We start from the raw sequence: 13,938 nt of genomic DNA, 5'->3' as shown, positions 1-13,938 counted from the left end.
TTTTAAACGCGTCAAAATTTAATCAGCGTTTTATAAATTTACTGAATATTATCAGAGGATAAAATGAAAGTTTATATTGAAACATTTGGATGCACATTTAATCAAGCAGACTCACAGATTATGGCAGGCATGCTGCTGGAAAAAAATGCAAATATTGTAAATTCTATTGAAGAATCAGACCTAGTTATTGTTAATACATGCTATGTTAAACACCCTACTGAACATAAGGTGATCAACCGAATCAAAAAAATTCAGCAGGATTTTCCAGATAAAAAACTGATTATTTCGGGGTGTATGGTGGAAATTGAGCCTTCTAAATTAGAACAAATTGCTCCAGGTGCGGGATGGATTGGGCCTCATCAAGTAAAAAAAACATTTGAAGTAGTTAAATCAATGTCAGAAGGAAAGATTTCACGAATATCTGGATTTTCAAGAGAAGAGAAGGTAGGCCTTCCAAAAATGCGATTTAATCCCCATATTCATATTATCCAAATATGTGAGGGGTGTATGGGTGCTTGTACATACTGCTGTACACGGTTTGCCCGTGGGGGATTACAGAGTTATCCTTTGGATTTGATAAAAGAAGAAGCTCGCCAAGCACTTAAGGATGGATGTGTGGAAATTCAGTTAACGGCTCAAGATACCGCAGCTTATGGTAATGAAATTGGCGAAAGTCTTTCTCATTTAATAAGAGAAATTTCTTCTTTAGATGGGGATTTTAGGATTAGGGTGGGCATGATGCACCCTAAAAATATGTTGAATGATATTCTGGGTCTTGTTGAAGCTTTTAAATCTGAAAAAGTCTATAAATTCTTGCATATTCCAATTCAAAGTGGAAATGACCAAGTATTAGATGATATGCGCAGAGGACATACAGTTGATGAGTTTAAAGAAATAATTAATGTGTTTCGAAAACATATTCCTGAAATATCAATTGCAACGGATATAATTGTTGGCTATCCCACTGAAAATGAAATTGCATTCGATGACACATGTGCTCTTTTAAAAGACGTTAAACCTAATTTTATCCACCTATCTAAATATAAACATCGATATGGGGCAGAATCATCATCAATGGATGAAATACCCCATAAAGAGCTTAAAAGAAGGTCTAAACTTATAGAATCAATTAAATCAGAGATTACACAAAAAGATAACCTAAAGTTAGTGGGAACAACTCAGGAAATATTGATAGTAGAAAAAGGCAAAAAAGGAGGCTTCATTGGCAGAACTAATTCATACATGCCTGTTGTTGTTCAAAAAGGGATAGTGGGTTCTTTTTCAAATACTCTAATTAAAGAAGCAACCAGTACTTACTTAAAGTCTTAATTTTTATATTTTTTTTTATATCCTTTGGATTACATTTTTTTGTATTTAATTGGATTAGTTACATGTTCTTCTTTGATTGACTATACGGAATATTAATTTTTGTTACACTAACTATGCAGGGATGAGTGATTACTAAAAACGTAAGTAATAAATTAAGCATTATCTAAATACTATATTAAAACAATATTATTGGTGGGATAATGGGGTATTTATTTTGCAAGAGATGTAAAGGGTATTATGAGTTAGGGGAATATGAGTTTCCTGATGATTTTGATTATTGTCAATGTGGGGGTAAACTTTACTATACTAATTCATTTCAAGACATTAGGGCTCATACTTCTGATTATTCTATTTTAAGCTTAGTTAAAGGAAAATCTAAAGCAATTTTATTAATATTTGGGGTCATATTAGTTTTTTCATTAATTATGGGAGTTTTAGCACCTACCAGTTATAATACTGAAACTTCAGGGGGTTATATTGAATATGTAAATGCTAAGACAACTGAGGCAGATAAAATATTGGATGATGCAAGCGATGCCTTAAATGATTATAATCCTGATTCGACTGATCATACTAATGTAATTAATCGTTTAGAATCAGATAAAAATAAATTAGAGGATATAAGTTCGGATATGGCATCAATTAAAATCCCTTCCAAATATAAAAACCACAGGACATTAATGGTGTCAGCTTATAAAGATTATTCTCAAGGAATTGATCAGTTAATAGCCGGAATTAAAACCAATGATCTTAACACAATTAACAAAGGAATTTCTTATTTATCAAGCTCTAACAACAAGTTAAAACAAGCCAATAAAGAACTTCAATAAGGGAGTGCTTGGTTTGTTCGGGATTAAAAAATAATTTTTTAATTTATTTATAAATGAACTTTTGATAAAATCCATTATCTGCTAAAATTATAGTTCATCTTATCCATCTACTGATCTAATTGTTACAATAGTTTCTATTGCTGCTATGATATTGCTTTGGGGTGCAATATTATTGGCAACTTCAGCCACTTTAGTTGCATATATCACTCGAAGTATTAATTATTTGGGTGGCTTTTTGAATGCATTTTTCCCAAGCTTAATTATTAATTAATTTCGAACTTTCCTTTTTTATAATCTGATTCAATTAGGGGGTTAGAATGAGTAATTCTAATTTTTTTTATATTCCTACGACTGTTTTTGTTATAGCTGTGACTGTTGGAACTTATATTTGAAAAATAGGATAGTGGGCAATAAAATATAAAAAGTATGTTGAATTTTATTAAAAATAAATATTGGGTCAATTTTTTATATAACTGGAACTCATTTTTTAAAAAAATTTATTCAGAGTCTACCTCTCATAATTTTCTTTTGAAGTTTTTCCATTTTTTTAGCTTCTTTGGCTTGTTTATCCAGATTATCTTTTTCAATAACTATTTTGCCATGGTAACCGCATTTTAAGCATTTCCATGTTCCTAATTGGGGATTTTCCCATTTTATTTTATTGGATCCACATTTTGGGCATGAATTGATTTTAACCATATTTTCACCAACAATAATAATTAACTTTTATATGATATTAATCTGGTGATATTTAATGGTAGGTTTGGTTCATTAAATACAATTATTGATTTTAAAAAACTTATTTAGAATTTATCTAAAAAACTAGATTGGTAGTAATTAAAGTATTATAAAAATTAAATTTTATAGAATAAATAAAATTAAGTGCCGTGGGCCGGACTTGAACCAGCGACATCCAGATCTTCAGTCTGGCGTTCTCCCAACTGAACTACCACGGCAAATGGGCCGGACGAGATTCGAACTCGTGATCACCTCCGTGTCAGGGAGGTATCATACCCCTAGACCACCGGCCCTAAAGGGCGTCCATCTTCAATATAGTTGTATTCCTATATAACCTTTTCCTTTTTTATTGATTTTTTTAATTCTTAGATGCTCTAAAATCTAATGATTTTTATTAATAATTGTAAATGTTCTTTAATTGTATTTTTTGATGAATATAAATTAAGTTATTTATGTTATGATTAACATAAATTTACTATAGTTTATTTGGTGAGATGTATGCGAATTGGAATGCCCCCAATAAATGAGTATTATAAAATTACACTTATATCCTTTTTAATGGGAGCTTGTTTTGCATTAACTTACTATTTTCATGTAATATTGAATACTGAAGTTGTTTTTACCCATTTCTTTTATATACCGATAATACTCACGGCAATATGGTGGAAACGGAAAGCATTTATTTTTACAGGGGTTTTATCAGTTTTTTTAATTTTAACCCACCTCTTTGTTTCGTTCATAATCCCTTTTGAAGATTTAATTAGGGTGTTTATGTTTTTTTTCGTAACAACGGTAGTGGTTATTTTAAGTGAACAAATGGATAAATCCCGGAAAATCCTTGAGAAAAGTGAGAAAAAATATCGTTCTGTAATAGAATCTGCAAAAGAAGCGATTATCACTGTTTCTAAAGAGGGCCATATAGTTTCATGGAACAGGGGTGCTGAGGAAATATTTGGGTACAATGACCAGGAGATGTTAAATAAACCTATAACTGAGATAATGCCAGTATCTTACCGTGAAAAATTTAAAACTGCATTCAAGGTATTTAAACACCCATCTATAATTTCTAAGGATATGGATAAGGCCAACGCTCTTCGAAAGAATGGTGAAGAATTCCCCTTTGATATTTCAGTAGTAAGTTGGGAAACAGATGGCGAACTATTTTTCACAGCTATAATTAGGGATATAACAGCTAGGAAAAAAGCAGAAGATGCATTAATCGAAAGTGAACGAAAATTCAGGGAAATAGCGGAAAATATTGAAGAAGTTTTCTGGATAACTGATACTATAACCAATAAAATGATTTATGTAAGCCCAGCATATGAGAAAATTTGGGGGCATTCACGTGAAAAACTGTATAATGACCCGTATTTTTGGGTTAAATCCATACATCCAGAGGATATAGAAAAAATTGGCGAGGATACTCTCTCTAATATGAATGAATCAGAAAATCAGATTCTTGAAGGATTTGAATATAGGATAATATGGCCTGACGAGTCAATAAGATGGATATGGTCACGTTCTTTTCCAATAAAAAATGATTCTGGTGAGATAGAGCGCGTAGTAGGCGTTGCTTCAGACATAACTGCCAGAAAAGCAATTGAAAATCAACTCAAAGATAGTGAAGAAAAGTTCAGAGAGGTATTTAATAAAGTAAATGATATGATGACTTTAATTGAAATCACAAATGGGGGTGTAGCAGGAAAGTATATGGAAGTGAATGAAGTTGCTATAGATAAATTAGGTTATTCTAAAGAAGAATTTTATCAATTAACTCCTAAAGATATTGGATATTCTACAAAAAGCGTAAAAGATCAAGTAAATGAATTATTTAAAACAGGTTCCAGTACTTTTGAGAGGATTTATTATACAAAAGATGGCAAAGAAATACCTGTGGAGATTAATTCACATATATTCAATTTTAAAGGCAAAAAAGTTGCTTTATCAGTTGCACGAGATATTACTGAACGAAAAAAAGCTGAAAAAGCACTCAGAGAAAGTGAAAAACGTTATAGGTTTATCTCTGAAAATACTGCTGATGTAATATGGTTATTGGATATCAAATCATTGAAATTTGATTATGTGAGTCCTTCTGTTTTTAATTTAAGAGGTTTTACATATAATGAAGTTTTATCCCAATCCATGGAAGAAATCATGACTGAAGAGTCTTATACTGATATTATACATAAGTTAACGGAAAAAATAGATGCATTCAGACAGGGTGATGAATTTTCTAAGATCACTACCAGTAGGGTGGATCAAATTCACAAAGATGGATCAATTGTACATACTGAGGTCGTGATAAAAGTATTAACTGATGCAGAAGGAAATCCTGATAAAGTTTTGGGGGTCACCAGGGATATTACCGAACGAATTGAAAAAGAACAATTATTGAAAGAAAGTGAGGAAAAATACAGGACTCTATTTCAGCTTTCTCCAGATTACATTGCATTAATAGATTTAAATGGTAATTTGATAGAATTTAATGACACTGCTCAAATTTTAATTGATTCAGATAAAGAAGATGTAATTGGCAAATCATTCTTAGAATTAAATATTATGCTTCCTGAGGATATTCCCATTTATCAAGAAAAATTAGCGCTTTTAAATCAAAATAAAAAAGTCAAACCTTATGAAACAGCTTTAATTGATAAAAATGGAAATAAGCGTTGGGTGGAATTATTTAATACTTCTTTAAAGAAGAATGGGGAAGTTTATGCGATATTAGTCATAGCTAATGATGTAACCGAGCGTAAGCTGGCTGAAGATCAGTTAAAACATTCTTTATCTGAAAAAGAGATGTTACTAAAAGAAATACATCACCGCGTTAAAAATAATTTGATGGTAATTTCAAGTCTCTTAAGTATACAATCCCGATACATTAAAGACAAAGAAGCGCTGGATATTTTTAAAGAAAGTCAAAACAGAGCAAAATCAATGGCATTAATTCATGAACGTCTTTACAAGTCAACAGACTTAAAAAGAATAGATATTGCTGATTATATCCGAACTTTATCCTCAGAATTATTCCATACTTATGTTACAGATCCTAGCAAAATTGAGTTGAAGATGGATTTGGAAGATGTTATGATTGATATCAATACCTCAATACCTTTGGGCCTTATAATTAATGAATTAGTAACCAATGCTATGAAACATGCATTTCCGGGAAATATGCAGGGGGAAATTAATATTTCTTTCCATAAAATCCATGACAATTTAATTTTAGAAGTAAGTGATAATGGAATAGGATTTCCAGGAAATATCAACTATAAAAACACTTCTTCTCTTGGATTACAACTGGTTACCAGTTTAAGCGGTCAAATCGATGCAGAAATGGAATTAACATCAAAAGATGGAACCAAATTTAAAATAACATTCAAAGAAGAAAAATATCACTAATACTAATTAATCAGGAATATAAAAAAAATAGTTTAAAGAATTTTAAAATTAACTTAGTCAATTTTAGTGAATTCTTCCTTTGGAGCGCCACAGATAGGACATTTTTCAGGGGCTTCATTTTCAACTGTGTTTCCACACCAGTTGCATATATAATAATCTACTTCTTCATTGTTTCCAATATTATCTAATGCTTTTTGGTAGAGTATAGCATGAATTTGTTCTACTTTGTTGGCGACATCAAAACTCCATGCGGCTTGGGTATGTCCTTCTTCCTTAGCTTCTTCAATGAAACCAGGATACATTTCTTCAAATTCCGCAGTTTCTCCTTCAATAGCAGTTTTTAAGTTTTGCTCGGTACTTTTAACAGCTTCCATGGCATTTAAATGATTGTGGGCGTGCACGGTTTCTGCTTCTGCAGCAGCTCGGAATAATTTAGCTATTTGGGGGAAACCTTCATCATCAGCTTTTTTAGCGAAAGCCAGGTATTTTCTGTTAGCTTGGGATTCTCCAGCAAAAGCCTCTTTTAAATTATCCATTGTACTCATAATTACCTCTCCATTTTTCAAAAGTTTCTATCTAATTTAATACAGTTATTATGTTTATAAGATATGTATTATAAGTTTTAGTTTTAATTTTGATCTTAAACTATATCATTCAAAAAATCTTAAACTATCTCAAAAATATTTATTTTATATTAATATTGCAAATTCAAAAATAGGGATTGTTTTTGATTAAATTGATAATAATGAGAATATAATCAGATAAGATTAAAATCCATTTATTTATTTAAAAAAAATTAAACAAACCTTCAAAAATAATATTAATTGTAAATAGAAAAAACATTTCAAGGCTTTTTATAAAAAAATAAAAAGTAAATAAGAAAAAAACTTAAAATAGAAGCAAAAACTTATTGTTTTGCTGCCATTTCAATATCATTAGCCTTGACGGTTTTTCTACCAGCGTGTTTAGCAAGTTCGACGGCTTTTCGGGAAATCTCCTCACCTTTCTCTTCTAGAGCTTTGGCTAAAGCCTCCTTTGCATCGTCGCTTATTCTTTGTGCACCGGCATTTTTGATGATTCTGCCTACTGGTGCAATTGGTAATTCGGCCATAATTTCACCTCCAGATTAAACTAGGACTCTGTTATATATAAATTTATTGGTTTTCGTGGTGTCTGGAACCACCAGTTGAAGCATACTGTATTGGGTGTTGATATCTTCATTAAACCAAAACTTTTAAACTTATAGAATCAGATATCAAATCGCATGTTTGGTAAGTTGAACATTAAACCCCGTACCGAGCAAATTTTGGAAAAGGCTTTAAATGAACCAATTTCTGCTGAAGAAGCATTATATCTCATGAATGTCAAGGGTAATGATATTAGTGCATTATATGTCACAGCAGACCTCTTAAGAGAAAAAATAGTGGGAGACGAAGTGACATTTATTAAAAATTGGAATATAAACTTTACCAATATTTGTTCAAGTAATTGTGGTTTCTGCGCATTTAAGAAAGAAGCAAACGACAATGATGCTTATTTTTTGGAAATATCGGATCTTGTAGAGAGAGCAAAAATAGTAACTAGTGCCGGAGCAACTGAAATTTGTGTTCAGGGCGGTTTGCACCCTGAAGTTGATGCTTATTTTTATGAAGATCTTTTAAAAGAAGTAAAAGCAGAGATACCTCACGTCCATATTCATGCATTTTCTCCTATGGAAATTTACTACGGGTCAAAAAAGGCAGGATTAACAATTGAAGAAACATTAAAAATGTTAAAAAAGGCAGGTCTTGGTTCCATGCCGGGTACTGCTGCTGAAATATTGAATGATGATGTTCGAAATGTTATATGCCCTGGTAAATTAACTACAAAAGAATGGATTAATGTTATTGAAACTGCTCATGGGGTAGGAGTTCCAACAACATGTACTATGATGTATGGGCATATAGAAACTTTAAAACAAAGAGTTGAACATCTGGAAATATTAAGGAATATACAATCACGTACTGGGGGTTTCACTGAATTTGTTCCATTAACTTTTATGCATTCCAAAGCCCCTATTTATAAAGAAGGCATTTCAATGCCGGGATCAACTGGTGCTCAAGATTTGAAATTGTATGCAGTAGCTAGATTAATGTTCCATGATTCTTTGGAAAATATTCAATCTTCCTGGGTAAAATTAGGATTTAAATTTTCTCAGGTTTGCCTTCTCGCTGGAGCTAATGATCTGGGAGGAACATTAGGTGAAGAAAACATATCTCGTTCTGCAGGCGCATCATATGGTACTCAAACTGAGCCTGAAGAATTAGAACGGATTATTATGGATTTGGGTAGAACTCCTGCCATTAGGGATACGCTTTATAAAAACATAAAACCTTTATAATGCTATTATTTTTATTAAATGGGCTTTAAATGTGCATTAAGCTATTCTTCGATTTTTTTAATGATTATGCGGTCGCCTTCAGATAGATTCCTAAAAACTTCTATATTTTCCACTATTTTTCCGATATGGTTAACTTCAGAATAGGGTGGTGTTGAACCAAAGAAAATACAAAAAGCATAACCTGGAGGCCAATATGAAATATCAGCCATTTCTGCAGATTTAGAAGGGTTTTCATACTCTAAAGTTAGGGGTATGTCAAAATAAACTTCTTCTAACCATAATAATCCTCTCCCTTCAATAGGAAGATTTTTATATATTTCTTGAGCAGTTTTTGGGTTTCTATGGTCTAACTCTGCAATAGCCATTCCTTTGTTTTCTACTTCGATTCCAATCTTCATTTAAACACCAAATACATGAAGAATTATTTCAGCTGCTTTATCATTTCTTGGATTATATTCACACCGGTAGAAGTTCCAATTTTATCTGCTCCCGCTTCAATCATACTCAGTGTAGTTTTCAAATCTCTTATTCCCCCAGCAGCTTTCACACCTATATTGTCTCCTACTGTCTGTTTCATTAAAATTACATCTTCTACAGTGGCGCCAGATAATCCACCATAAGCAGTTGATGTTTTTACATAATCTACGCCAATTTGTTTGGCAATTTGACATGATTTAACTTTTTCTTTGTCTGTCAAAAGAGCAGTTTCCAGAATAACCTTTACATTTGCGTTCTCTGATGAAGAAACAACAGATTCAATATCGTCCCGGAATTTTTCTTCGTTTTTTGATTTAAGTGCACCGATATTCATCACCATATCAATTTCCTCCGCACCATTTTTTATAGCTTCTTTGGTTTCAAAAGCCTTCGTGGCAGGAGTATTAATACCTAAAGGAAATCCAATCACAGAACAAACTTTAACTGGGGTATCTTGCAGTATTTCATGGGCTAAAGAAACATTTGTAGGAGTTACTACGGCGCAGCCGAATCCATATTGTACTGCTTCACGGCAAAGTTGCCTCACGTCTTCTTCAGTTACATCTCCTTTAACATTGGTATGGTCAATCATTTTTGCTAAATCTTCCACTTTTTTCACTTTCTTTGATATAAAATCATCCCCTTTTAATTAATCATATTTAATTCAAATTTAACATTTAATTTAATTTTTTAGCCATGTAGGGTCCTTCTCGTTCGTATCCAAATTTACGATAGTAATTCCTTACTCCAATACCGCTGGTAATAATTATTTTATTTTTATCAAACTCTTCAAGCGCAATTTTTTCAGCTTCTTCAAGAAGTTCTTCACCATACCCTATGTGCTGGCCAACTCCTTCTTTTTTCTCACCAATAGGAACTAGGGATCCATATACGTGTAATTCCCTAATTAAAGCAGTTTTTGAATCAACTTCTTTGCGATGGGCGTGAATGGATGGTATTCTAAGGCGTAAAAAACCAGCTAAAATGTCAGAAGAAATATCTTCTTGTGATAAAAAGATTTCTCGACCGCCCACTGCATCGTAACGTTCATCTAACAGCTTTATTTTTGTGTTGTTCGGAGTTTTTCCCTGTGCTAATTGATGACCTACTTCCCTACAGCGAATGCACTGACACTGAACCCCTTCTTCACTTAATTTGTTGTAAACAAGTTCTCCCAAATTAGATTTTTTAACTCCTGCTTCAATTAGAGGTGAAGGTATATCGCGCTGGATTCGCATGGTACGAACCCATTTTGGCAGCATTTTCTTTATTTCAACAATCAGGTCTACGGCTTCTTTGCTATTATATGGTTCGTATTCTCCATTTTCCCACATCTCATGCATTTTACTGCCTTTGGTCACTAGACAGGGATATATTTTAAGCATGTCTGGCTTGAAACGAGAATCAGAAAATAGTTTCTTAAAGATACGCAGATCCCTTTCAAAATCAGAAAATAATCCTGGCATTAAATGCATGGCAACTTTAATCCCAGAGTCTCTGAGAACCTGGTTAGAGTTTACCACATCTTCTATGCTGTGACCTCTTTTTATTCGCTGATAAATAAAATTATATAATGTTTGAACTCCTAATTCAACCCTTGTAACTCCCATAGAAAGCATACGATCAACATCTTCAATTCTACAGTAATCCGGGCGGGTTTCAAAGGTTATACCCACGCATCGTATATTAGCTGATTCATTTGCTTTTTGAGCATCTTCCATTAAAATGTAATCTGTGGGTTCGTATTTGGGAATTAAGGAATTTTTTAATTTTTGGTGTTTAATATCTACATTTTCATGTTTTACTTCAACAGAAGATGAATCAATACCAAAATCTACCATAGCTTGTAAACATTTTGATACAAACCATTCTTGATAACATAAAATATGCGCTGGAAACGTTCCACCCATTACAATTAATTCTACTTTATCTAATGAATGCCCTATACTATGCAGCTGATGAAGGCGGTTGTAAACCTGTTCATATGGGTCAAATTTATACATTCTAGCTCTAAGTGCTGCGGGTTCTTCACCAGTGTAGCTAGGGGGCGCTTTTTCACTTTCAGGACAATATAAACATCTTCCATGGGGACAATCTTGCGGCTGACACATAACCGCAACTATTGCAACCCCGGAAATGGTTCGGGTTGGTTTTTTTTTCAAAATATCAGATATTTCTTTCTTTTCTTTCATTGAGGCATAATTCAATATCATTGAATTGCTCATGAATTTTTCCAACTTAAAATCGCGGCAAGCCTTATGTTTAACTTTCTCCAGCTGATCTTTAGATTGGATTTTACCTTGGAGAATTTGATCAATTATTAGTCTGCAAGCATCTTCCATTGAGATTCTTCTCCCTTTAATTTTTAATTAAGATTATGTTACGCTGATGGGATATTTCATCACTGAAAATCCAATTTTTAAGAGAATAGCAATTAGTTTATTTATTTATTTTTTTTCCTAAGTAAATTTAAAATATTTACTATATCTGTTTTAGAGATTATTCCCACTAATTTTCCTTGGGAAATAACTGGTAATCTTCCCAGATCATTTTTAGTTATTGATTCTAAGGCTGAAATAACCTCATCATCTTCTTTGCAAGTAATTAAATCCGTGCTCATAATATCTTTTATTAAAATATTCCTGTTGCCTTTTTCTACATTTGATAGGTCATGAAAAGTAATTATTCCTAATAACTTTCCTTCATTGGCTATGGGATAACCCATATGTTTATACTGGAACATTTTTTCCAGGGCTTCATCTACAGTTATATTGGGATGCAGTGTTTTTACTTCTTTTGTCATGATATCTGAAACTTTAATGCCACTTAGTGTAGAAGATATTACTGTGGCACGATACTCTTGTTCGGCACCGATGTAAATAAAAAGTCCAATTACTATTAAAAATACATTGACAAAAATACCTGCTGCAGCCATGAAAATAGCCAATATTTTCCCGATAGATGCGGATATTTCCGTGGCCCTAATATAATCCATTTTTTCTGCAAGGATTGCGCGCAATATACGCCCGCCATCCATGGGAAATGCAGGTATCATGTTGAATATTGCTAAAAATATATTCACTATAGTAAAATCAAGAATGAATGTACTTATTAATGGATAAATATAACTTTTTATTCCGAGATATATGATGTAAGATACAATTGCGATTATTACATTAGTTAATGGCCCCACTGCAGATATAATCAATTCTTGGCGGGGGTTGTGTGGAATTTCTCCCATCTGAGCCACACCTCCAATAGGTAATAACACAATTTTTTCAATATTTACCCCATATCGCTGGGCCATGTAGGAATGGGATAATTCGTGTATAATTACTGTTATAAATACTAACGTTATTAAAATTGCCAGTTGAATTGGAATAAACTGTAAAAATACTAATGAATAAATGAATAGGATCAATATCAAAAAAGAGATATCTAATTCAATTGGAATCCCAAATATGGTAATTATTTTAATAGAAGTTTTCATATTTACCAGTATAACTTATCTTAAATAAAACATAAATTTTTTTCTCTAGAAATCTCATCTACTGTTAATTTCCGGTAAAAATATATGTTTTAAAAACAGATTAAATAATTGGTGTTTCCATGAAAGTAACAGAATTTTTAGGGAAAAAAGTACTGGATAAAAATGCTTTAGAGATTGGCAAAGTATCAGATATGGAAATTGAACCTTTGGAAGGGGCTATTAAAACGATAACTATTACTAAAGGGGAATTGTCATTAAAACAAAAAACATTCATGGTCACTATCGATGAAGTAACTAAAGTGGGGGATTATGTTATAATTTCGGTAGAGAGTGATGAAGCAGAACTAAATAATGAAAGTTCTGAAAAGGAGGACTCAGTAACAATTTCTCTGAGTAAATCAGATTAAATATGTGGTGTTTAGATGGAAATACTCGATATTCGGGGAAAAACAGTAAATGTTGGAGCTTCAATTCGATATACTGGTACCGGGACTACTGGTGAAGTATCTGCTGTAAAACTCGAAAATAATGAAGGTTGGGTAAAACTAGATGAGTCTGATGTTTGGTATAACAGCGAATACATGGAACTATTAGATAAAACCCATAAGAAGATAGGATCTTCTAAGGAAGATAAAACTGCAAAGGCTTTAGAAAAAGCTAAAAAAATGAAGAAAGATCTTGAAGAGATTAATATGGGATCTGAACTTTGTGATGGTGGAGGTTAAAAACACCAAATTTTATTATATTTTATTAATCTAGATTTAGTTTCATTTTCTAATATTTTCCAGGCATTTTTTAAATGATTCGTGGACTGTTTTTTTATCTACAGAAATATTATTTAGTAATTTAGAATCATAATCTACGCCCTGTGATGGTTTGTGGACGGGGTCACAGATAACTGGTTCAGATATCATTTTATAAAAAATATAAATTATAATCAGGGTTATTAAAGCAGATACTATGGCAATGAATAGTTTCACATTTTTATTTGGAATATATTGATCAATAAAACAGCCACATAAATAACTAATGATTAAACTTATCCCAACAATTAAGGGTAGCAGGGTGTGGTTTAAAGAAATATAAAACCGGTAATTTATTATTTCTGCCCCTGAATAAAAATCTAAAATTGCTAATATAATGGTAAAAATAGGTATTAAAACTAAAGCCGCTAAAATAATTTTGAATTTATTAGGTTTTAGAATTTCATTAACCGGCCACATTAATTATTATTTTATTAAAATAATTATTTAAATTTTATTTTAGATGTTAACGATAATGAAGGAGATCAT

The 13,938-nt window shown here is 32.1% G+C and carries 14 protein-coding genes and 2 tRNA genes; 6 read left to right on the top strand and 10 right to left on the bottom strand.

All coding sequences use genetic code 11. The features are described from left to right. Positions 1–63 precede the first annotated feature (63 nt). On the top strand, positions 64–1,329 hold the full coding sequence (locus MXE27_RS02920; RefSeq protein ID WP_248610906.1) for a tRNA (N(6)-L-threonylcarbamoyladenosine(37)-C(2))-methylthiotransferase: 1,266 nt from the start codon (positions 64–66) through the stop codon (positions 1,327–1,329). A gap of 200 nt (positions 1,330–1,529) precedes the next feature. Further along, positions 1,530–2,159, top strand: a complete 630-nt coding sequence (locus MXE27_RS02915) for an FYVE zinc finger domain-containing protein (protein ID WP_248610905.1) — start codon at positions 1,530–1,532, stop codon at positions 2,157–2,159. 501 nt (positions 2,160–2,660) lie between these two features. On the opposite strand, the gene MXE27_RS02910 is transcribed toward MXE27_RS02915, so the two are convergent. The 3 genes from MXE27_RS02910 to MXE27_RS02900 all read right to left on the bottom strand — a co-directional run bounded on the left by MXE27_RS02910 (position 2,661) and on the right by MXE27_RS02900 (position 3,190). Further along, positions 2,661–2,858 (bottom strand): hypothetical protein, encoded by a 198-nt coding sequence (locus tag MXE27_RS02910; protein WP_248610904.1) that lies wholly within the window; start codon positions 2,856–2,858, stop codon positions 2,661–2,663. Between the two features lie 184 nt (positions 2,859–3,042). Beyond that, positions 3,043–3,115: transfer RNA gene (locus MXE27_RS02905), tRNA-Phe, on the bottom strand. Positions 3,116–3,118: 3 nt separating this feature from the next. Next, positions 3,119–3,190 (bottom strand) — tRNA-Val (locus MXE27_RS02900). A 205-nt stretch (positions 3,191–3,395) separates the two neighbouring features. Here MXE27_RS02900 and MXE27_RS02895 point away from each other — a divergent pair. Next, on the top strand, positions 3,396–6,299 hold the full coding sequence (locus MXE27_RS02895) for a PAS domain S-box protein (protein ID WP_248610903.1): 2,904 nt from the start codon (positions 3,396–3,398) through the stop codon (positions 6,297–6,299). 53 nt (positions 6,300–6,352) lie between these two features. Here the strand turns inward: MXE27_RS02895 and MXE27_RS02890 are convergent, their stop codons facing one another. Next, positions 6,353–6,844 carry a rubrerythrin family protein gene (locus tag MXE27_RS02890; protein WP_248610902.1) on the bottom strand — a complete coding sequence of 164 codons (492 nt, stop codon included), beginning with the start codon at positions 6,842–6,844 and terminating at the stop codon, positions 6,353–6,355. Positions 6,845–7,206: 362 nt separating this feature from the next. Continuing rightward, positions 7,207–7,410 (bottom strand): histone HmtA1, encoded by a 204-nt coding sequence (hmtA1, locus tag MXE27_RS02885; RefSeq protein WP_248610901.1) that lies wholly within the window; start codon positions 7,408–7,410, stop codon positions 7,207–7,209. Positions 7,411–7,563: 153 nt separating this feature from the next. On the opposite strand from hmtA1, the gene cofH reads away from it, so the two are divergent. Continuing rightward, the gene (gene cofH, locus MXE27_RS02880; protein ID WP_248610900.1) at positions 7,564–8,679 is read left to right on the top strand and encodes a 5-amino-6-(D-ribitylamino)uracil--L-tyrosine 4-hydroxyphenyl transferase CofH; all 1,116 of its coding nucleotides are present in this window, start codon (positions 7,564–7,566) and stop codon (positions 8,677–8,679) included. Positions 8,680–8,720: 41 nt separating this feature from the next. On the opposite strand, the gene MXE27_RS02875 is transcribed toward cofH, so the two are convergent. The 4 genes from MXE27_RS02875 to MXE27_RS02860 form a co-directional block, all read right to left on the bottom strand. Further along, positions 8,721–9,077 (bottom strand): cyclophilin-like fold protein, encoded by a 357-nt coding sequence (locus MXE27_RS02875; RefSeq protein ID WP_248610899.1) that lies wholly within the window; start codon positions 9,075–9,077, stop codon positions 8,721–8,723. A gap of 23 nt (positions 9,078–9,100) precedes the next feature. Then, complete coding sequence (deoC, locus tag MXE27_RS02870; RefSeq protein ID WP_342765984.1) at positions 9,101–9,766, bottom strand: deoxyribose-phosphate aldolase; 666 nt, start codon at positions 9,764–9,766, stop codon at positions 9,101–9,103. 67 nt (positions 9,767–9,833) lie between these two features. After that, positions 9,834–11,498: a tRNA uridine(34) 5-carboxymethylaminomethyl modification radical SAM/GNAT enzyme Elp3 gene (locus tag MXE27_RS02865; protein ID WP_248610897.1), complete on the bottom strand. Its 1,665-nt coding sequence runs from the start codon at positions 11,496–11,498 to the stop codon at positions 9,834–9,836. A 101-nt stretch (positions 11,499–11,599) separates the two neighbouring features. Further along, positions 11,600–12,646 carry a CBS domain-containing protein gene (locus MXE27_RS02860; RefSeq protein WP_248610896.1) on the bottom strand — a complete coding sequence of 349 codons (1,047 nt, stop codon included), beginning with the start codon at positions 12,644–12,646 and terminating at the stop codon, positions 11,600–11,602. 119 nt (positions 12,647–12,765) lie between these two features. Between MXE27_RS02860 and MXE27_RS02855 the strand changes: the two genes are divergently transcribed. Both MXE27_RS02855 and MXE27_RS02850 read left to right on the top strand, forming a co-directional pair. Continuing rightward, the gene (locus MXE27_RS02855) at positions 12,766–13,053 is read left to right on the top strand and encodes a PRC-barrel domain-containing protein (RefSeq protein WP_248610895.1); all 288 of its coding nucleotides are present in this window, start codon (positions 12,766–12,768) and stop codon (positions 13,051–13,053) included. Positions 13,054–13,068: 15 nt separating this feature from the next. After that, complete coding sequence (locus MXE27_RS02850) at positions 13,069–13,371, top strand: DUF2098 domain-containing protein (protein WP_248610894.1); 303 nt, start codon at positions 13,069–13,071, stop codon at positions 13,369–13,371. Positions 13,372–13,413: 42 nt separating this feature from the next. On the opposite strand, the gene MXE27_RS02845 is transcribed toward MXE27_RS02850, so the two are convergent. Next, complete coding sequence (locus MXE27_RS02845) at positions 13,414–13,869, bottom strand: hypothetical protein (protein ID WP_248610893.1); 456 nt, start codon at positions 13,867–13,869, stop codon at positions 13,414–13,416. Positions 13,870–13,938 lie beyond the last annotated feature (69 nt).

Source organism: Methanobacterium alcaliphilum (assembly GCF_023227715.1).
GTDB lineage: Archaea > Methanobacteriota > Methanobacteria > Methanobacteriales > Methanobacteriaceae > Methanobacterium_E > Methanobacterium_E alcaliphilum.
Note: the sequence above shows the minus strand (reverse complement) of the source record. Positions and strands in the feature narration are given on the sequence as shown.

Coding starts and splice junctions, on each gene's coding strand:
- MXE27_RS02920 (WP_248610906.1), top strand. CDS start 64: ATGAAAGTTTATATTGAAACATTTGGATGCACATTTAATCAAGCAGAC.
- MXE27_RS02915 (WP_248610905.1), top strand. CDS start 1,530: ATGGGGTATTTATTTTGCAAGAGATGTAAAGGGTATTATGAGTTAGGG.
- MXE27_RS02910 (WP_248610904.1), bottom strand. CDS start 2,858: ATGGTTAAAATCAATTCATGCCCAAAATGTGGATCCAATAAAATAAAA.
- MXE27_RS02895 (WP_248610903.1), top strand. CDS start 3,396: ATGCGAATTGGAATGCCCCCAATAAATGAGTATTATAAAATTACACTT.
- MXE27_RS02890 (WP_248610902.1), bottom strand. CDS start 6,844: ATGAGTACAATGGATAATTTAAAAGAGGCTTTTGCTGGAGAATCCCAA.
- hmtA1 (WP_248610901.1), bottom strand. CDS start 7,410: ATGGCCGAATTACCAATTGCACCAGTAGGCAGAATCATCAAAAATGCC.
- cofH (WP_248610900.1), top strand. CDS start 7,564: ATGTTTGGTAAGTTGAACATTAAACCCCGTACCGAGCAAATTTTGGAA.
- MXE27_RS02875 (WP_248610899.1), bottom strand. CDS start 9,077: ATGAAGATTGGAATCGAAGTAGAAAACAAAGGAATGGCTATTGCAGAG.
- MXE27_RS02865 (WP_248610897.1), bottom strand. CDS start 11,498: ATGGAAGATGCTTGCAGACTAATAATTGATCAAATTCTCCAAGGTAAA.
- MXE27_RS02860 (WP_248610896.1), bottom strand. CDS start 12,646: ATGAAAACTTCTATTAAAATAATTACCATATTTGGGATTCCAATTGAA.
- MXE27_RS02855 (WP_248610895.1), top strand. CDS start 12,766: ATGAAAGTAACAGAATTTTTAGGGAAAAAAGTACTGGATAAAAATGCT.
- MXE27_RS02850 (WP_248610894.1), top strand. CDS start 13,069: ATGGAAATACTCGATATTCGGGGAAAAACAGTAAATGTTGGAGCTTCA.
- MXE27_RS02845 (WP_248610893.1), bottom strand. CDS start 13,869: ATGTGGCCGGTTAATGAAATTCTAAAACCTAATAAATTCAAAATTATT.